The following is an 18,091-nucleotide window of genomic DNA, read 5'->3' on the forward strand; positions in this document are numbered from 1 at the left end:
GTTATCGGCACTGGTCAGCCGCGCGTTAGCAGAAAATGTGAAAGTATTTTTGCAGGTTTTTTGCCGGGTGGTTTCGGCGGGCTGCGAGGCCGGGTGCGGTCAGCCGTTCACGTCGAGGTAGACGGCACCCGAGGGACCGCCGACGCCGGGAACGGAAGCGACCGCCTGCAGCTGCTTCGCGACGTCCAGCCGGGCCTCCTCGAGCCTCTTGGCGACGCGCTCCTGGGCCGCCGAGAGCGCGACTGCGCGGCGCCGGGCTTCGGCCGGCAACGGCCCCGGAGGCGCCGGCGGCTGCCAACGCGTCTCCAGCAGGGGCGCCGCCACGGACTGGGGTGCGGCGGACAGCGGGCCGAGCGGGTCCTTCAGGGTGCGCTCTGCGGCGCCAACGGCCATCTCAAGCACGTCCAGAATCGCATTCCACGCCGCCAGGGCAGTGTCCGCGGGCGTGCTCGGGGTGGATTCGGAGAGCTGGATGCCGGCTCCCCCGAAGCCGGTCTCCACGTCCGTTTGGTTACCCAAACCCGAGGCTCCCGCCACCTGTTCCTGGCTGGGTGTTCCATCCGCCCGCTGCGGAAAATCCCGTGGGGGCGGCTGCGAATGCAGCGGCACCGGCCGGTGCCGGAATCGCGGCGGCCGCCTCGTGCCAGGCCTGGCGCAAGGGTTCCAGGAGTTCGATGGCTTCGCGGGTCAGTGCCGGGTCGCGCTGGATGTTCGCGTTGACCAGGGCGGTGAAGGCGTAGTTGTACAGGCCAAGGAGGCCGTCGGCGCCGTCCCAGGCGTCCGTCTTGAGCGACGAGATAAGTTCGGCGATGATGGCCTGGCCGTGCAGGAGGTTCTCCGAAGCGACGGGCCAGTTGGCAGACTCCTGCGCGCTTTCCGCCCGGCCGAGGTCCAGCATGAGGCGGTCGTAGAGCATGGTGAGCAGGCGAGCCGGCGGGGCCGAGAGGACGGAATCGGCGAGATACTGGTTGCGCTGGGCGGCGCCGCCGTAGCCGTTGCCGAAGGACGTGGTGGTCATTGCGATTTACTTCCTGAAGAAAGGCCGCCGAGCTGGGCGGTGAGCCACGACTGCTGGGCCTGCATGTTGCTAAGGGCCACTTCCAGGCCCGAATAGGTACGCTGCAGCGTGGCTTTACGGGACTCAAGTCTGGTGTCCCAGTCGCTGATCCGGTTCGCGAGGTCACGGACTTCGGATTCCTGGCCAGTGATTTTTTTGGTCAGCGTGCCGTCGTATTTGTCTGAGGCATTAGTCGCGGCCGCGGCGACGCGCGTGGCAATCTCCTGAACCTTGGCTGCGGTGCCTGCGGGATCGGCGGCGAGGGCGGCCGAGAACTTCTTCTCGTCAAATTCCATGGTGCCGGTCTTGGTGATGCTGATCCCGATTTCCGACGGCGACCGCGGCGGGGTGCCCACCGGCAAGGACGCGGCGGAGAGGATGTTTTGGTTCACGGAGCGCACGGCGCTGTCGCTGGCGAAGATGCCAGCCTTGGTGGAGGTCCCGCTCGTGCCAGTGGTGCTGGTGACGGCGGTCCTGGCGGCAACGTAGGAGAAGATCCCGTTGACGCCGGAGACGAGGTCTGAGGCGAGCTTGGTGATGCCGGCGTCGTCGCGGGCCACGGTGAGCGTAACGGGCGTGGCGCTTACTTCCTTGGCGGTGACTGAGACGCCTGGGAGGAGATCCGTGAAAGTGTTGGTTGACGATTTCACGGTCTGCGTCACGGTTGAGTTCGGCCAGAGCGTGATCTCCGCGTCCTGCGCCGCCTTGACGTCGGTGAACGTCGTGCCGGGATCGCTGATGGTGAAGGCACCGGCTTCGCCGGACTTAGTGGCTGTGAACTGCAGGCGGTACTCGCCAGCGCCGACAGCTACCTTGCTGGCGGTAACGCCGGCTCCGGCCGCGTTGACGGACTTCACGACGTCGTCGAGGTTGCTGGAGAGCGGCTCGATCGTGTACGACTGGCCACCGCTGTTGATGGTCATGGTGGTGTAGGGCCAGCCGACCACTGCGTTCACTTTGGGTGTAACGGTGACCTGGGTCTGCGCCAACTTGGTCACCTGGAAGTCGAGCGCACCGGCTTTGGCGGCGGCCGTGGTGGTGGCGGTGACTTTGTCGCTGCTGGTGGTTGCGGTGTTGAGGTCAAGGGCTCCAGGCTTGGCCGCGGAAGTGGCCTGGGTGGCGAGCGCGGCTACCTTGCTGTTGAGTCCCTGCAGCGCGGACACCATGGACTGGAGGTCCTGGGACTTGTACTTCAGCAGCGTCTGCGGGATGGCCTCAACCTGCATTACGGAGCTGATGAGGGCAGTGGTGTCGAGCCCACTGGCTAGTCCGTCGAGTGAGATTCCCATCGCTGCCTTTCATTGCCGCACATGACTGTTGTTGCTTGGTGTTCGGAACTTCAGACGTTGCGCGTAAGGGCCGGACGATGGATTGCTCGCATCGTCCGGCCCTTCCGCTGGAACTTGATCGGGATTAAGTCTTCGTCCGATCAGAGTGGGAGCCCTACTGCTGGACTACCGAACGGCCGGAACCGGTTTAGCGCAGGAGCGAAAGAACACCCTGGCTGGACTGGTTTGCCTGGGCCAGCATTGCCGTGCCGGCCTGGGACAGGATGTTGGCCTTGGTGAACTTAACCATTTCCTGAGCCATGTCGACGTCGGCAATGCGGGACTGAGCGGCCTGCAGGTTCTCACCGGCAACGTTCAGCRACTTGATCGTGTGCTCCAGACGGTTCTGAGTTGCACCCAGGTTTGAACGCTCGGCCGAGATGTCCTTGATTGCGGTGTCGGCTGCAGTGATGGACAGAAGCGCATTGGCTGAAGTGTCAAACGTGAGTGCTGAGATGGTGGTACCGAGAGCCGACACGTCGGCACCTGAGAGATCCAGAACGAWCTGGTCCTCTGTAGCCTGGTCACCCGCACCGACCTGGAAGGTAACTGCCGTCGCCGAGCCATTCAGCAGCTTCGYGCCGTTGAAGTTGGTGGAGTCACCGATGCGCTTGAGCTCGCCGCCAAGTGCGTTGACTTCGTCCTTGATCGCATCACGGGCGTCAGAGTTGTTCGAGTCGTTACCGGCCTGGACAGCAAGGTCGCGAACGCGCTGCAGAATGGAGTGAACCTCGGTCAGGGCGCCTTCGGCAGTCTGGATAACACTGATGCCGTCCTGGGCATTGCGGGCGGCCTGGGCCGAACCGGTGACCTGAGCTTTCAGGCCCTCGGAGATGGACAGGCCTGCTGCGTCATCGCCGGCGCGGTTGATGCGCAGGCCGGTGGACAGCTTCTCCAGGGACTTGGAGAGGTCGTTCTGGGTGTTGTTGAGGTTGCGGTAAGAGTTGTTCGCCGCGAGGTTGTTGTTGATCTGGAAGCCCATGATGTTTCCTCCGTGAGTGGGACTGTAAGCGATGGCCCATCCGTGGGCCTTCAGCAGTAGCTATCGCCCTTTCGAATACACACGTAAGGAAAATTGCGAAAATCTTTTTCTGACGGCTTTCCCCGCTATTCCGCCTGTAATCAGCCTTATTCCCGCTAACGCATCCCTCTCCCCTGCCGATAGTTTCTACGAACCCTGCTGAAGGCTGCAGCTGACTCCTTATGTACTGCATGCCCGGCACCACCGTATTAGTCACCTTTGAGGGAGCCGTCCGGAACATGGCCATCCACGAACTTTCAGCCCTGCTGTGGCGGGAGCGTGAACTCCTGGACGTTCTTACTTTCAAGCTGGAAGAAGAGCAACTGCTGCTTACCTCGGGCAAGTCCCGCTGGCTGCCCCACGGCACCCGGGAAGTGGAACAGGTCCTCGGGCACCTGGCCCAAGCGAGCCTGGCGCGCACTATCGAGGCCGCCGTCGTCGCCGAGGTCTGGGGACTCCCCACGGACGCTTCCCTGGCTGACCTCGCCGCTGCCGCCCCGGAAGGTGCCTGGGCCGAGATCCTCACTGCCCACCTCACCGCACTGACCCGCCAGACCGCCCTGATCAAGGAACTGCGCGACTCCAACGAGCAGTACCTGCGCACTGCCGTCCGCTCCACCCAGGAGTCACTGGCCGATCTGCGCCCGGCTGCCGCCGCGGGCACCTACGACGCGCACGGCAAGACCGGGGACACCGCCGGCTCCCGCATCTTCGACAAGCAATTCTAAGGAAGCGACCATGAGTACCTTTGGCGCCCTGAACACCGCCTACCGCGGGCTGACCGCAGCCCAGCAGGGCATGAACGTGGCCGGACAGAACATTGCCAACGCCGCCACCGAGGGGTACACCCGGCAGCGCGTCGATCAGTCTTCTGTGGCAGCACCCGCCCGTGGACTCTTCAGCGGCGGAGCGTTGCAGGCCGGGCAGGGGGTGTCCGTGAACGCCATCGCCCGGCTGGGCAGCAGCTTCCTCGACGCCGGTGTCCGCTCCGCAGGCGCCCAGGCCGGCTACGCCAGCGTCCGTTCCGGAGCGCTTCAGGGCATCGAGGGAGTCCTTCAGGAACCCGGCGACAACAGCATCTCCACCGCGTTGCAGGGCTTCTGGTCAGCATGGCAGGGCGCCGCAACCCAGCCGGACAAGTCCGGGCCCAAGGGCTTGCTGCTGAACGCCGCCAATTCTGTGACGGACAAGATCTCCTCCGCCTACAAGGCCCTCGACTCGCAATGGAGCAGTGTCCTCGGTCAGGCACAGGACGCGGTGACCGCCGTCAACGCGGCAGCCGCCCAGGTTGCTTCCTACAACACCACCATCCGCTCCACGCTCGCCGCCGGCGGATCGGCCAACGAGCTGATCGACGCCCGGGCCAAACTGACCGACAAAATCGCAGGCCTCGCCGGCGGCACCGTCCGCGAACAGCCGGACGGCACCGTGGACGTCCTCGTCGGCGGCAACGCCCTCGTCACGGGCGGCTCCGTACGGACCTTGCAGCTGGCGGGCGCAACGAGGCTGGCCGATGCCAGCGGCAATGCCCCTCGCGTCGAGTGGACCACGCCCGCTCCCGGTAGCACAGCAGCCCTCGACGGCGGCGAACTCGCCGGCGCCCTCTCGGTACTGGCGCCGGCCGACAAGGGCGGTGCGATTGCCCAGGCGGCGGCGTCCTACAACAGCTTCGCCAGCGACCTGGCCAGAATCGTCAATGAAGTCCACCGCCAGGGCCAGCTGGCCGACGATACTTCGGGCAACCCGGGGGGTCATGACTTCTTCACGGTGGGTCCGGCCGGAAGCGAGGCGCTTGGCATCAAGGGACCCGCTAACATCGCCGGCATTGCACTCAAGCGCCCCAACGAGGGCGCCCTGGACACCGGCATTGCGGACCAGATCTCGCAGCTCGGCACCGGAGCGGATTCCCCGGACAAGATCTGGTCGGGCATCGTCACTGGGATCGGCGTGCAGTCCCGTGGTGCCCAGCAGCACGAGTCACTCACGAACGCAGCCCAGGCCTCCGCCCTGACCGGCCGGGCCTCCCAGACTTCCGTCAGCCTAGACGAAGAAAACGTCAGCCTGCTCACCAACCAGCACGCTTATCAGGCCGCGGCACGCGTGATGACCGCCGTCGACGAAGCCCTTGACGTCCTGATCAACCGCACCGGATTGGTAGGAAGGTAGACCATGCTGAACCGTGTAACAAACCTGACCATGAGCGCAAACGCGCTGCGGACCCTCCAGACGCAGCAGTCCCGGCTGTCAGACCTGCAGGACAAGGCCACCACACTCAACAAGATCTCCCGCCCCTCGGACGATCCCGCCGCTACTGCCAAGGCGCTGGAGACCCGCTCCCTTCTCGCCGCCAACGCCCAGTACGGCCGCAACATCGACGACGGCAACACCTGGCTGACGGCGGCGGATTCCGCACTCGAGCAAGCCACTAATATCATGCACCGCGTCAAGGACCTCACCGTGCTGGCAGGTAACGGCTCGCTGAACCAGTCCGGCAAAAACGCCATCGCCATCGAGCTGGAGGCCCTGAACAAGGACCTTGTCTCGATCGCCAACACCAAGCACTTGGGCCGGAACATCTTCGCCGGGAACTCTGATGAGTCAGAGGCTTTCAGCGGTGCCATGCCGCCAAGCTTCACCGGCGCAGGAGCCAGCCCCGTGGAACGTCGCTTCAGTGCCACCCAGACTGTTCGTGTCGACGCCGACGGCGAAAAGATCTTTGGCAGCGGCGCAAGCTCCGTCTTCGACGCCATCAACTCGATCTCTGTCGCGTTGAAAGCCGGAACGGCCCCCACATCGACGCAACTCGGCAACGTGGAGCTTAGATTTAATAGCATCGTCGACGGACGTGCTGAAGTAGGAACACGCCAGGCGCAGCTGGAGCGCGCCGGCATCGTCAACACAGAATTGGAGGCCACCTTGGATGCCCAGCGGACCGGCATTGAGAAGGCAGATCTCGGCAGCGTCATCATGGACCTGAAGCTCCAGGAAACGAACTATCAAGTGGCTCTCGCCGCCACGGCGCGGGTTCTGCAGCCCACGCTGATGGACTTCCTGCGATGAACACGCCCGTGGCTGATGCGCCCGTCACCAACACCCCGGTGACTTTCACCGCGCCCATGCCGGGCCTCGAGAACGTCCAGGACTTCACCCTGCGCAGCGTCGAAGGCGCCACTGGCCTCTACGCGTTGGAAGCAGGTTCGCCCAGCCCGGTGCGGCTCTTCCTCGCCGATGCCGCCGTGTTCGTTCCGGGCTACGCCCCGCCGGTCCCTGCGGTCACATTGCAGGCCCTGGAACTGGAGCACGACCAGGACCTCCAGGTCCTCGTGGTGCTCAACCACTCCCCCAAAGCCACCACGGTGAACCTGATGGCGCCGATCGTGCTGAACCCTATGACGCGCCGCTGCGCCCAGCTGGTCCTGGACGGCCGCGAGTACCCCCTCCGGGCGGACCTCAACTCGCTTTAACGGGGATCATCCTGCCCGGAACCACGTCTCACCAGAAGTGCGCGACGTCGATCACCAGCCGAGAGCCCGTGTCCGGCCCGGCCAGGCTAAATACGCGGAACGGCAACCGGGCCCTTACCCCGAGCCCAAGGGTTGAAAGCCCTTCGAAGCTCCCCGCCCAGGCCACCTGCCGGAACGTCTGGTAGCCGTTGACGTCGGCCAGTTCATTCGGGTTTGCCGGGTTGTAGGTGGCATTGCCGTTGTCGTCATAGGCCGGGGCATTGGCCACAACCTGGATGAACGCCTGCCCCCGCAGCGGGACCGGCGCTCCGGAACCGTCCTGCGTAACTTGCGGCACGTAGCGGACGGTGTAGCCGCCGACGGGCCCGTTGAGTTCAATGACCAGGCGGTCGAAGCAGTAGTGCCGGCCGGTGCGCACGCTGGTCAGTTTGGCCTGGCTCATGGCGGGGTCCGCTTTGACCAGGGATCCCCACACCAGCCCGCAGTAGGGAGCCGCTGATGCGGGCCCGGGCGCCACGAGCCCCGAACCAACAGCCACCAGGATCGCTATCAGCCACACCCGGAACTTCTTCATTTGGGCCGCCCCCTCGCGAGATGAGATAGCTCCAGAATAGGAGCGATTCCTAGCTGAATCGAGGGCCCCAGACGGATAGGCGTCCAACCGTTAGGCAGCGCCGCACCGGGTCACGGGACGGTTGCGCCGCCGTCGTGCGTGTTCATGGAAACTCGTGGAAACGGCGAAGCGCCGGTCCCCTTGCGGGTTCCGGCGCTTCGCTTTGCCTTGGTGGTGGTGCGCGGTGGAAGATCCCCTAGCCTTCGCAGTCGCGGCAGTACTTCAGGCCGTTCTTTTCTTTGGCCACCTGGGACCGGTGCCGGACCAGGAAGCAGGAGGAGCAGGTAAATTCGTCGGACTGCTCGGGAACAACAATGACGGTCAGTTCCTCGCCGGAAAGATCGGCACCGGGAAGATCGATGCCTTCAGCTGTGTCGTTCTCGTCGACGTCGATGACAGCAGTCTGCGCGCCGCCGCCGCGGGACGCCTGAAGGGCCTCCAGCGACTCAGCGGGAGACTCTTCTTCTGTCTTGCGTGGTGCGTCGTAATCGGTAGCCATTTGGGGGTTCACTTTCGTTGCTGCGCAGCGCCATTTCAGGCACCTCAGTGAAGCAGTTTAGGACATTATGCACGCAGATGAAGAATAGTGTGGTGAACCCGACAGTTTACGTCGAGCGCGTGTATCCGGGACGTGCCCAACGGGCCACAGCCGGCGGCTCCATGGACGTGTTCCGGGGCAGGTCAGCGGCGGGACACCCCTCCGGCCACCGGCCAGACGACGAGTGTCTTCCAGGTCGCCGGGTCAGGTTCGGCGGCCGGATCGCTGAGGTAGTACTCCCACATCACCTTCCCGGGGGTCACCCCCTCGGCCTGCATTTTTCCCGTGATGGCGCTGTAGGTCTCAGGTAGCTTCTCGTATGAACCCACGTGCATCGCCTCCATTGCGCGGCCGGCGGGAAGGGACCCCGCGGTCACTCCGCCTTGGCTGCCCGGCCACGGCAGGGGTGCGGCCACCGGAAAGCCAGCCTCCACGTCCACGACGTCGGTCGGCTTCCCGTGGTAAAGGGCGAACGGCGGGCCCGCCAGTTGGACCTGCTGCTGTTCCGCCGCGGTCATCACGGCCTGGTAGGCGCGCCCAAAGAACTCCTTCAGGGCGTTCATCGGAACGGTCTCGCGCAGCACCGCCGTCGGCTGTTCATCGAGTTCGGTGGACTTGATGTCCGGCGTCTTGCCCGGATTGGTTTCGCTCATGTGCCCAGACTCCGCTTCACCCTTAATACGGTCTAGGGCCTAACGTCCCGCTGGAGCAGCGCAACGGGCTACGTGAGGGCCAAACGAAAACCGCGCCGCCACCGGGCAACATCCCGGTAGCGACGCGGTTCTTCTCGGGCCCCCTGTCGGATTCGAACCGACGACCCCCGCTTTACAAGAGCGGTGCTCTGGCCAACTGAGCTAAGGAGGCATTTCCTGCGCACGGGCCGGCACCGGGCCGCAAACGAAGGACCTGGCGCCATGGCGCTAGATAAGGTTAGCCCACGGATGCCCGGTCATAAAAACAGGCCCGGCCCCGGAAGAATCCGGAGCCGGGCCCGTTTTTGTTATCACGGGCCTGGCTATGAGCTGGGCCGTTTACTGCTTCGCGTCGATGGCGGCCTTCAGGAACTGATCGAACGGGGTCTGGGCGCTCTCGCCCTTGCCCCACTGCTGGCCATCAACGAAGACGGTCGGTGTTCCGGTGACACCGATGGAGGCAGCCTGCTGGGTGGTGTACTTTACCCACGGGCGGAAGGTCTTCTGTTCCACGCACGTGTCGATGCTCTTGGCCCCGATGTCGGTGGCCATCTTCTTCAGATCCGCGTCCGAGATGCCGGCGCCGCCCTCTTTTGGCTGCTTCTCAAAGAGCACATTGACGAAGTCCGCATACTTCTCCGGCGACTCATTCACGACGCAGGCCGCCGCGTTGGCCGCTCGGGAGGAGTAGTTGGTGGTGGAGCGGGTGTCCAGGAAGCCGAGCGGACGGTACTCGACGGTGATCTTTCCTTCGTTGCGAAGGCTCGTGAGGGTCTCGTTGTACTGGGCCTCGAAGTTCTTGCACACCGGGCAGATGAAGTCGATGTAGAGGACCACCTTGACCGGCTTGCCGGCTTCGGCCTCGGCACCGGGCGCCGTCACCACTGCCGGCGGGGTTGCGGCCGGAGCGGGAATGTCGGCGACCCGGACGGTGGCGGGCTCGGTCTTCGCCACCTCGGTGTTCGCCAGCAGGGTCACGCCGCCGTAAACGTTGCCGTTGGCAGGGGTGGGCCCCTCATCCGCGACCGGCGCGTTGTTCTGGAGGTTTGTGGTAACAACCAGCGCCACCACAACAATGATGGCGACGACGGCGGCGACGATGCCCCAGCCGATGAGCAGCTTGTTGCGCTTGTCCTTCTTCAGCTGCGCCTCGCGGATCTCACGGGCTTTCTCGCGGGCCGCGGCAGTGCGCTCTGACTTGGACTGACGGGGTTCGTTTGCGGGGCTCATTAGTTCCTCGGGTCGATCGGCCTGTGGTGTCCACGGGGTGGCAATTCATCATTTTAGGGGAGAAAACTGGGAACTTGCGCTTTCAACCTTCCCCTACGCGTCCCAACGGACGAATAGCACAGAAGATTCCGCCCGGCTAGGGTGGATAGGAGCCACGAGCGATCCCCAGGGGGCACCAATGCAGGCCACGAAACACGCCGAATCGGATCCAAAATCCGAAGACGCGTCCGTGCAAGACGCTGCCGTGCACGGCACCAGCGACACCGATCCGGACGCGCAGTATGACTTCATGGTGGTTTCCAACCGCCTGCCTGTCGACCGGTGCTCCCCGGACGAGCCCGGCTGTGAGGATGGCTGGCGCCGCTCCCCCGGCGGCCTGGTCACGGCCCTCGCCCCCATGATGACCAAGACCGACGGCGCGTGGGTCGGCTGGCACGGCGCACCGGACGAGCAGCTCGAGCCCTTCAGCCATGGCGGCATCGACCTCGTTCCGGTCCAGCTGAGCACGCAGGACATTGAACTCTTCTATGAGGGTTTCTCCAACGCCACGCTCTGGCCGCTCTACCACGACGTGATTGCTCCGCCGGAGTTCCACCGGACCTGGTGGGACTCCTACCGCAAGGTCAACCGCCGGTTCGCGGACGCCGTCATCCACCACGCCGGCCCGGGCGCCACGGTCTGGGTGCAGGACTACCAGCTCCAGCTTGTCCCCAAGATGCTCCGCGAAGCCCGCCCGGACCTCAAGATCGGCTTCTTCAACCACATTCCCTTCCCGCCGCCGGAGATCTTCGCCCAACTGCCTTGGCGCCGCGCCATCATCGACGGCCTGCTCGGCGCCGACCTGGTCGGATTCCAGCGCAGCAGCGACGCCGGCAACTTCATGCGCTCCGCCCGCCGGTTCCTCGGCGCCAGCGTCAAGCAGCAGCAGGTCCACGTCAAGGGCAACGACGGCGAGACCACCCATATTGCCCGCGCCCAGGCCTTCCCGATCTCCATCGATGTCAAAGCGATCAGCGAATTGGCCCGCAATCCGGAAATCATTGAGCGCGCCGAGCAGATCCGCCGGGACCTTGGCAACCCGAAGACCATCCTGCTGGGCGTCGACCGGCTGGATTACACCAAGGGGATCCGGCACCGGCTCAAGGCCTACGAGGAGCTCCTGGCAGACGGCGAGGTCACCGTGGAGGACGCCACCCTGATCCAGGTGGCCAGCCCCAGCCGCGAGCGCGTCGAGCAGTACCGCCTGCTCCGCGAGGAAGTCGAAGGCACCGTCGGCCACATCAACGGCACCTACGACACGATGCAGAACACTGCGGTCCGCTACCTGCACCACAGCTACCCCGTCGAGGAGATGGTGGCGCTGTACCTGGCGGCCGACGTCATGCTCGTCACCGCCTTGCGGGACGGGATGAACCTGGTGGCCAAGGAATACGTCACCGCCCGGACCAACAATGACGGCGCGCTGGTGCTGAGCGAGTTCGCGGGCGCCGCGGACCAGCTCAAGCAGGCCCTGCTCATGAACCCGCACGACATCGACGGCCTCAAGGACACCATCATGAAGGCCGTCAACATGCAGCCCGCGGAAGCCGCGCGGCGGATGCGTTCAATGCGCAAACAGATCCTGGACCACGATGTTGATCTCTGGTCCGCCGACTTCCTGAACGCGCTCAAAGAGAAGGTGATCCGCGATGACTCCTGAGCTATCCCCGGAGCAGACCCCCCTTTCGCTCTCCCCGGACCTGCTGGCGGCCCTGCGCGCCATCGCCTCGACGGAGCACCTGCTGGTCGCGATGGACTTTGACGGCACCATGGCCCCGCTCGTGGACCATGCCGGGGATGCTCGCTCCCTCCCCCGCTCGGCCGCGGCCTTCGCCGCGCTGACCGAACTTCCGCGGACGACGACGGCGCTCATCTCCGGGCGGGCACTGGACAGCCTGCGGGCGGTCGCTTTCCCCCCGGAGAAGACCCTGCTGATCGGCAGCCACGGTGCGGAGGTCTGGATGGGACCCGGGTCTTCGAAGCTGGAACTCGATGATGACCGGCGTGAACTGCTCGCGGACGTCCGGCGCGAGCTGGAGGGCATCGTGGAAGTGGCGCCGGGTACCCTGCTGGAAGACAAGCCGGCCGGCGTCGTACTGCACACCCGGCTGGCCACGGACGATGTCGCCGAGGACGCCGTCGCCGCGGCCCGGGCCGTCCTGCAGGACCGGCCCGGCGTGTTCCTGAAGAGCGGCAACCGGGTGCTGGAAACCTCGGTGATCCATGCCTCGAAGGGGGAAGGCATAGCCTTCCTGCGCCAGGCGACCGACGCGACCGCCACCATCTTCGCCGGCGATGACACCACCGACGAGGACGCCCTGGCCCGCCTGCTCCCCGGGGATATCGGCGTGAAAGTGGGCCTGGACTTCACCCAGGCCCAGTTCCGGGTCGAGGCTCCGGTACACGTTTCCGAACTGCTGGAGGCCCTGCTGCGGGAACGGAAGCGCGCTCTCGGCGTGTGACCCCTAGCTCATGCCGGCCCGGAAGTCGGCCGAATCACATGTGACATCTGTAACACTTTGACCCTTTTGCCATACATCTGACATACTCTGGTTGTGATGTGGCGCACAAGTACCGTGCGGCGTCATTGGATACTCCTCGGCTTCGGCCGGGGAGTATGCGCACGATTAGGTGCTGACAACTGAATTAACAACTGAAGAATAAGACCATTCACTACGGATCGTCCGGCACGTACCTGCCGGTGAAGGGATTGATAACTGTGGCTACAGTTACTTTTGATAACGCAACACGTCTGTACCCGGGCACGGATAAGCCCGCTGTTGACAAGCTCAACATTGAAATCGCCGACGGCGAATTCCTGGTCCTCGTTGGACCCTCCGGCTGTGGCAAGTCGACCTCCCTGCGCATGCTTGCAGGTCTTGAGGACGTCAACGCCGGCCGAATCCTGATTGGCGACCGCGATGTCACCGACGTTCCCCCCAAGGACCGCGACATTGCCATGGTTTTCCAGAACTACGCCCTGTACCCGCACATGACGGTTGCGGACAACATGGGCTTCGCCCTGAAGATCGCCGGCGTCAGCAAGGAAGAGCGCGCCGAGCGCGTCCGTGAAGCCGCCAAGCTGCTGGACCTCGAGCCGTACCTGGACCGCAAGCCGAAGGCACTCTCCGGCGGCCAGCGCCAGCGTGTGGCCATGGGCCGCGCCATCGTGCGTAACCCTCAGGTCTTCCTCATGGATGAGCCGCTGTCGAACCTTGACGCCAAGCTCCGCGTGCAGACCCGCACGCAGATCGCGTCCCTGACCCGCCGCCTGGGCGTCACCACGGTCTACGTGACCCACGACCAGGTCGAGGCCATGACCATGGGTGACCGCGTCGCCGTGCTGAAGGACGGCCTGCTGATGCAGGTCGACACCCCGCGCAATCTGTACGACAAGCCGAAGAACGTCTTCGTCGCCGGCTTCATCGGCTCCCCCGCGATGAACCTGCTGGAACTCCCCGTCGTCGATGGCGGCGTCCAGTTCGGCGGCACCGTGTACCCGGTACCGCGCGACGTCCTCGAGGAAGCCCACGGCCAGACTGTCACCGTCGGTTCCCGCCCTGAGGACCTGGAGACCGCACCGGAGGGCGAAGGCCTGCAGGTTGAGGTCGACGTCGTCGAGGAACTCGGCGCGGACGCCTACGTTTACGGTCACACCACGCTGGACGGCAAGGACCACGACATCGTGGCCCGCGTCGACGGCCGCCGTCCCCCGATGAAGGGCGAGACCGTCTGGGTCCGCCCGCAGTCAGGCCACGTACACCTGTTCGACACCAAGACGGGTCTGCGCCTGGGCGACTAGTCCCCACCGGCTCCCTAGCCTCGCTCCGCGTCGGCCAGGGAACCCAGCCAGCGTGGGCCCACCCACGGCACCTGTATCGCGCGTCCGACGGCGGTCCTCCTCACTGGAGGGCCGCCGTCGGGCTTTAACTGACGTTGCAGCACCCATTCGTTAGGGCCGGCGCCCTTAGTACGGAAGAATTGGTTTATGACCGAGCAAAGCCCCAGCACCGAGGAAAACAGTGCCCAGTGGCACGACGAGCCCACCGACTACGGCCAGATCGGCAAGCTGCCCCGGTTCGAAGCCGCCAGCGCCAATGACAGCAAGGGATCCGTGTCCTCGAGCTCGCTGAGCATCACGGCCGCCGCCACCGAGCCGGAACTCCTGGACCTGCCGTGGCACATCGCACTGGAAGACTGGCCGGCGGAATACCTCGCCGCCCTCCCCCGCGGCATCTCCCGCCACATCGTGCGCTTCGCCCATCTTGGCGGCTCGGTCATCGCCATCAAGGAAACCTCGGAACACGTGGCCCGCCACGAGTACCACATGCTCCGCAAACTCGCCCGGCTGGACGTCCCCTGCGTGGAACCTGTCGCCGTCATCACGGGCCGCACCACCCCGGAAGGCCGTCCGCTGAACCCCGTGCTGGTCACCCGGCACCTGAAGTTCTCCATGCCGTACCGTGCGCTCTTCTCACAGATGCTGCGCAAGGACACCCTGACGCGCCTGATCGACGCCCAGGCCCTGCTGCTGGTCCGCCTGCACCTGATCGGCTTCTACTGGGGCGACGTCTCGCTGTCCAATACGCTGTTCCGCCGCGACGCCGGCGCGTTTGCCGCCTACCTCGTGGACGCGGAGACCGGCGAGCTGTATCCGGACCTCTCCACCGGCCAGCGCGAATACGATCTGGAAATCGCCCGCGTCAACATCGCCGGGGAGCTCATGGACCTGCTCGACGGCGGCCTCATCGAGGAAAAAGTGGACCCCGTGGCCACGAGCGAGCTCATCATGGACAGCTACCGCCGCCTCTGGACCGAGCTGACGGAGAAGGAATCGTTCGAGATCGGCGAACGCTGGCGCGTGGCCGCCCGCATCCGGAAGCTCAACGAGCTGGGGTTCGACGTCGAGGAATACGCGATCAAGACGACGCAGAACGGTTCCACTATCCAGCTCCAGCCCAAGGTGGTCGACGCAGGCCACCACCAGCGCCGGCTGCTGCGCCTGACCGGCCTGGATGCGCAGGAAAACCAGGCCCGCCGGCTCCTGAACGACATGGATTCCTTCCGGGCGGACAACAACCCCGGGATGGACGAGGAATACAGCGCCCACCTGTGGGTCAGCCAGATCTTCGAACCGATCGTCCGCTCCATCCCCCGCGACCTGTCCGGGAAGCTGGAACCGGCGGAAGCGGTGCACGAGATCCTGGAGCACCGCTGGTACATGTCCGAGAAGGAGAACCGGCACATCCCGTTGGCCGAAGCCGTGCAGTCCTACATTGACTCCGAGCTGCGCCACCGCCGGGACGAGGCTGCCATTATGCTCAACCCGGACACAGGACTGCTCAAGATCCTGGAGGTCGAAACCGAGGAATCTCGCTACGGCGGCGACGAGTCAATCGACGAATACCCCGACTCTGACGACTAGGGGCACGCCGGTAACAGCACAGCCGGGCTAAATCGCTTTGCCGGGGTTCAGGATGCCGGCGGGGTCGAAGAGTTCCTTGATCCGGTGCTGCAGTTCACGCACGGGTTTCTTCTGTTCCAGCCCCAGCCAGCGCAGCTTGAACTGGCCGATCCCGTGTTCCCCGGTGATGGTACCGCCCATCGCCAGAGCCACCGTGATGGACTTGTCCAGGGCAGCGCCGAGGCGCTCCATGGCACCGGCGTCCACGGCGGCGTCCACCCGGTCCACCCAGAACGTCGGGTGCAGATTCCCGTCGCCGGCGTGCGCCACCACTTTGAGCCTGACCCCGTATTCCGCGGCCATGGCCTCCAGTTCGGCGACGTAGTCCACCAGCCGGGAGCGCGGGACGGCGACGTCCTCGCCAACCCGGTATTCGTCGTCGACTTCCACGCCCCGGCTGTTGCGCCGCAGGTCCACGAGCCGCTCCGCTTCCGCGCTGGCCTCCATCGTCACCACGGCACCGCCCGCCACGAGGACCGGCCGGATGGCCGCCGCCTCCGCCGACGCGCCGAAGCCGTCGGTCTGGATCAGCAGCAGCGACTGGCCGCGGGTTGCGAGGTCCGAGCCGTGGATCTCATCGAGCTGCGCAAGGGTGCCGCTGTCGAGCAGTTCCATGATGGCCGGCTGCACGCGGGCCCTGCCTACGGCGAGGACGCCCGCCGCGGCGCTGCGGAAATCCGGGTAGAAAGCGGCGATCGTGTGGACGTCCTGCGGGAGGTACTTGAGCCGGACGGTGATGCCGACGACGATTCCCAGCGTCCCCTCGGAGCCCACGAACAGCCCCGTGAGGTCGTAGCCGGCGACGCCCTTAAACGTCTGGTGGCCGGTGTGGATGAGCGAGCCGTCCGCCAGTACGACGTCTAGCGCCAGCACCGAGTCCCGGGTAACCCCGTACTTGGCGCAGCGCAGGCCGCCGGCATTGGTGGCGACGTTGCCGCCGATGGTGGAGAGCTTGAAGCTGGCCGGGTCCGGGGCGTACATCAGCCCGTGGAGCGCCGCGGCGGCGTTGAGGTCAGCATTGACGACGCCAGGTTCGACGACGGCCGTCTCGTCGTCGGGGTTGAGGTCCAGGATGCGGTTCATCCGTTCCAGGCTCAGCACGACGCAGCCCTTGCTCGCGTGCGCTCCGCCCGACACGCCGGTGCCGGCGCCGCGGGCCACCAGCGGCACTCCGCGGGCGGCGCAGGCGCGGACAGTGGCCTGGACGTCGTCGATCGATTCGGCATGGACAACGGCCTGCGGCAGCTGATAGTCCAGCACCGGCGCCTGGTCCACGGCGTAGACGCTCAGGGTGGGGGCATCCAGCGCGATTTTCGCCGGGCCCAGGGCAGAGGTGAGCTCGTCGATGATGCTCATGCGGTCTCCAGTTCGTCGAATCCGGCCTTCAGTCTAAGGCGTGGATCCGGGCGCGCCGGAGTGACGGGTTGATTGTGGCGTGGCTCCAGGCATCGGGGGTCCGGCATCGCTGATGCCCCTGCCGCGCGCTCAGTGCCGATCCGGCCGCGCTCAGTCGCTGGTACCACCCATGAAACGCACAAACCGGTCCAGGACTCCGGGCCAGCCGGCGGCGTAATCCGCCCGCGTTGCGGCAGGGTCCTCGGCGCCCTCCCACCCGCTGTGGACGAGGCGCAGCTCCGTACCGCCCTCGACGGCCCGAAACGCGACGCGCAATTCCGTGGACCATGCAGCGGACGAGCCGGGGTGCCAACTGGCGTGGAAGGAGAGCGGCGGCTGCCAGTCGTCGATGGACCCCCAGATGGAGGTCCTGCCGTCATCCGCAGTCTCCAGGATCAAGTTCTCCTCGAACTCCACATAGGAGCCGGCACCGAAGACACCGTGCTCCTCCAGCGGCCACCACAGGTGGGTGTGCTCGGTGAAACCCACGAACGCGCGGGCGACGGCGCCCGGCACAGTGACGCTATAGACGACAGGGTCCAGCCCGTCTGCCGCTTCTGGTTCCGGCGTCTTGTCGGCGTCAGGGGCTGCGTGGCTGAAGAGGTTATCCATGGGCACCAACTCTACCCGCGCCCCGGCGCTCCCTCACGTCCGGCAGGTTAGGTACCAACGCTCCTGCAGATCCGGCAGGAATAACGGCGTCGCTCCCGCAGCTCCGGCGGCATCCGCCCCGGCGCTGCCGCAGATCCGCTGCTATCCGGGGCGACGCTGCCGCGCTTGTCCCGGTGGCCGACGACGGCGGCATCCGGCCGGCTGCTGGCCTGGCGTGCGCGGTTCGGAGGCGGGTGGGGCCGTTGTGGTTGCCGGCGATGGTGTGGACCCCTGGACGCTCCGGCAGGAGGTGCGGGAGGGTGCGGCTATACGCCCCCCGGTGTGCGGGAGGGTCGGGGCGGCGCGTACCGGACGTGCGGGAGGGTTTGGCTATGTGCCCCCGGAGGTGCGGGAGGGTCGGGTTTTATGCCCCCGGATGTGCGAGAGGGCCTGTGCGGCGCGTACCGGTCGTGCGGGAGGGTTGGACCGTATGCGCCCGGGGGTGTGGTTTGGTTTGTGGGTTAAATGCGGGAGAGCCCCAACCTGTGGTTGGGGCTCTCGACCGTGTAATGATGTTCCGGCGGTGACCTACTCTCCCACACCCTCCCGGGTGCAGTACCATCGGCGCTGTGGGTCTTAGCTTCCGGGTTCGGAATGGG

18 protein-coding genes, 1 tRNA gene and 1 rRNA gene are annotated in these 18,091 nt (G+C 65.6%); 8 read left to right on the plus strand and 12 right to left on the minus strand.

Features of this window, described 5'->3' with window-relative positions; genetic code table 11:
• Nucleotides 1-99 precede the first annotated feature (99 nt).
• The 4 genes from AC1DC5_RS13770 to AC1DC5_RS13785 form a co-directional block, all read right to left on the minus strand.
• Nucleotides 100-519: a hypothetical protein gene (locus AC1DC5_RS13770; protein ID WP_476865514.1), complete on the minus strand. Its 420-nt coding sequence runs from the start codon at nt 517-519 to the stop codon at nt 100-102.
• Nucleotides 512-1,018, minus strand: a complete 507-nt coding sequence (locus tag AC1DC5_RS13775; RefSeq protein ID WP_441404995.1) for a flagellar export chaperone FliS — start codon at nt 1,016-1,018, stop codon at nt 512-514. The genes AC1DC5_RS13770 and AC1DC5_RS13775 overlap by 8 nt, the downstream gene beginning before the upstream one ends.
• Nucleotides 1,015-2,346 carry a flagellar filament capping protein FliD gene (fliD, locus tag AC1DC5_RS13780; protein ID WP_476865515.1) on the minus strand — a complete coding sequence of 444 codons (1,332 nt, stop codon included), beginning with the start codon at nt 2,344-2,346 and terminating at the stop codon, nt 1,015-1,017. Before fliD ends, AC1DC5_RS13775 begins: the two co-directional genes overlap by 4 nt.
• Nucleotides 2,347-2,533: 187 nt before the next feature.
• Nucleotides 2,534-3,367, minus strand: a complete 834-nt coding sequence (locus AC1DC5_RS13785; protein ID WP_476865516.1) for a flagellin N-terminal helical domain-containing protein — start codon at nt 3,365-3,367, stop codon at nt 2,534-2,536.
• A gap of 278 nt (nt 3,368-3,645) precedes the next feature.
• Here AC1DC5_RS13785 and AC1DC5_RS13790 point away from each other — a divergent pair, with 278 nt between their 5' ends.
• Genes AC1DC5_RS13790 through AC1DC5_RS13805 form a run of 4 tightly spaced genes read left to right on the plus strand, consistent with a single transcriptional unit; the run spans nt 3,646 to nt 6,870 of the window.
• Nucleotides 3,646-4,134 (plus strand): flagellar protein FlgN, encoded by a 489-nt coding sequence (locus AC1DC5_RS13790; RefSeq protein ID WP_476865517.1) that lies wholly within the window; start codon nt 3,646-3,648, stop codon nt 4,132-4,134.
• 10 nt (nt 4,135-4,144) lie between these two features.
• A complete protein-coding gene (gene flgK / locus AC1DC5_RS13795; RefSeq protein WP_476865518.1) occupies nt 4,145-5,572 on the plus strand; it encodes a flagellar hook-associated protein FlgK in 1,428 nt (475 codons plus the stop codon).
• 3 nt (nt 5,573-5,575) lie between these two features.
• Nucleotides 5,576-6,466 carry a flagellar hook-associated protein FlgL gene (gene flgL, locus AC1DC5_RS13800; RefSeq protein ID WP_476865519.1) on the plus strand — a complete coding sequence of 297 codons (891 nt, stop codon included), beginning with the start codon at nt 5,576-5,578 and terminating at the stop codon, nt 6,464-6,466.
• Between the two features lie 8 nt (nt 6,467-6,474).
• Nucleotides 6,475-6,870 (plus strand): flagellar assembly protein FliW, encoded by a 396-nt coding sequence (locus AC1DC5_RS13805; protein ID WP_476865520.1) that lies wholly within the window; start codon nt 6,475-6,477, stop codon nt 6,868-6,870.
• 28 nt (nt 6,871-6,898) lie between these two features.
• Here AC1DC5_RS13805 and AC1DC5_RS13810 read toward each other — a convergent pair whose 3' ends face one another.
• From AC1DC5_RS13810 to AC1DC5_RS13830, 5 genes are all read right to left on the minus strand, one after another.
• A complete protein-coding gene (locus AC1DC5_RS13810) occupies nt 6,899-7,444 on the minus strand; it encodes an AMIN-like domain-containing (lipo)protein (protein ID WP_476865521.1) in 546 nt (181 codons plus the stop codon).
• A gap of 235 nt (nt 7,445-7,679) precedes the next feature.
• Nucleotides 7,680-7,982, minus strand: coding sequence for a DUF4193 domain-containing protein (locus AC1DC5_RS13815; protein WP_056741192.1), 303 nt, complete (start codon nt 7,980-7,982; stop codon nt 7,680-7,682).
• A gap of 182 nt (nt 7,983-8,164) precedes the next feature.
• Nucleotides 8,165-8,674 (minus strand): GyrI-like domain-containing protein, encoded by a 510-nt coding sequence (locus AC1DC5_RS13820; protein ID WP_476865522.1) that lies wholly within the window; start codon nt 8,672-8,674, stop codon nt 8,165-8,167.
• A gap of 137 nt (nt 8,675-8,811) precedes the next feature.
• Nucleotides 8,812-8,885: transfer RNA gene (locus AC1DC5_RS13825), tRNA-Thr, on the minus strand.
• 167 nt (nt 8,886-9,052) lie between these two features.
• On the minus strand, nt 9,053-9,943 hold the full coding sequence (locus AC1DC5_RS13830) for a DsbA family protein (RefSeq protein WP_476865523.1): 891 nt from the start codon (nt 9,941-9,943) through the stop codon (nt 9,053-9,055).
• A 178-nt stretch (nt 9,944-10,121) separates the two neighbouring features.
• Between AC1DC5_RS13830 and AC1DC5_RS13835 the strand changes: the two genes are divergently transcribed.
• The 4 genes from AC1DC5_RS13835 (at nt 10,122) to AC1DC5_RS13850 (ending at nt 15,407) form a co-directional block, all read left to right on the plus strand.
• Complete coding sequence (locus tag AC1DC5_RS13835) at nt 10,122-11,642, plus strand: alpha,alpha-trehalose-phosphate synthase (UDP-forming) (protein WP_476865524.1); 1,521 nt, start codon at nt 10,122-10,124, stop codon at nt 11,640-11,642.
• Nucleotides 11,632-12,444, plus strand: coding sequence for a trehalose-phosphatase (otsB, locus tag AC1DC5_RS13840; RefSeq protein WP_476865525.1), 813 nt, complete (start codon nt 11,632-11,634; stop codon nt 12,442-12,444). Before AC1DC5_RS13835 ends, otsB begins: the two co-directional genes overlap by 11 nt.
• 257 nt (nt 12,445-12,701) lie before the next feature.
• Nucleotides 12,702-13,784 carry an ABC transporter ATP-binding protein gene (locus AC1DC5_RS13845; protein ID WP_441405007.1) on the plus strand — a complete coding sequence of 361 codons (1,083 nt, stop codon included), beginning with the start codon at nt 12,702-12,704 and terminating at the stop codon, nt 13,782-13,784.
• 186 nt (nt 13,785-13,970) lie between these two features.
• Nucleotides 13,971-15,407, plus strand: coding sequence for a DUF4032 domain-containing protein (locus AC1DC5_RS13850; protein WP_476865526.1), 1,437 nt, complete (start codon nt 13,971-13,973; stop codon nt 15,405-15,407).
• A gap of 27 nt (nt 15,408-15,434) precedes the next feature.
• Here the strand turns inward: AC1DC5_RS13850 and AC1DC5_RS13855 are convergent, their stop codons facing one another.
• The 3 genes from AC1DC5_RS13855 to rrf all read right to left on the minus strand — a co-directional run.
• Entirely contained in the window at nt 15,435-16,802 is a 1,368-nt protein-coding gene (locus AC1DC5_RS13855; RefSeq protein ID WP_476865527.1) for an FAD-binding oxidoreductase, read from the minus strand.
• A 150-nt stretch (nt 16,803-16,952) separates the two neighbouring features.
• Nucleotides 16,953-17,453, minus strand: a complete 501-nt coding sequence (locus AC1DC5_RS13860) for an SRPBCC domain-containing protein (protein ID WP_476865528.1) — start codon at nt 17,451-17,453, stop codon at nt 16,953-16,955.
• A gap of 554 nt (nt 17,454-18,007) precedes the next feature.
• Nucleotides 18,008-18,091 (minus strand): 5S ribosomal RNA (gene rrf / locus AC1DC5_RS13865); the annotation flags it as partial.

This window comes from Arthrobacter sp. 10L424, from assembly GCF_056395325.1.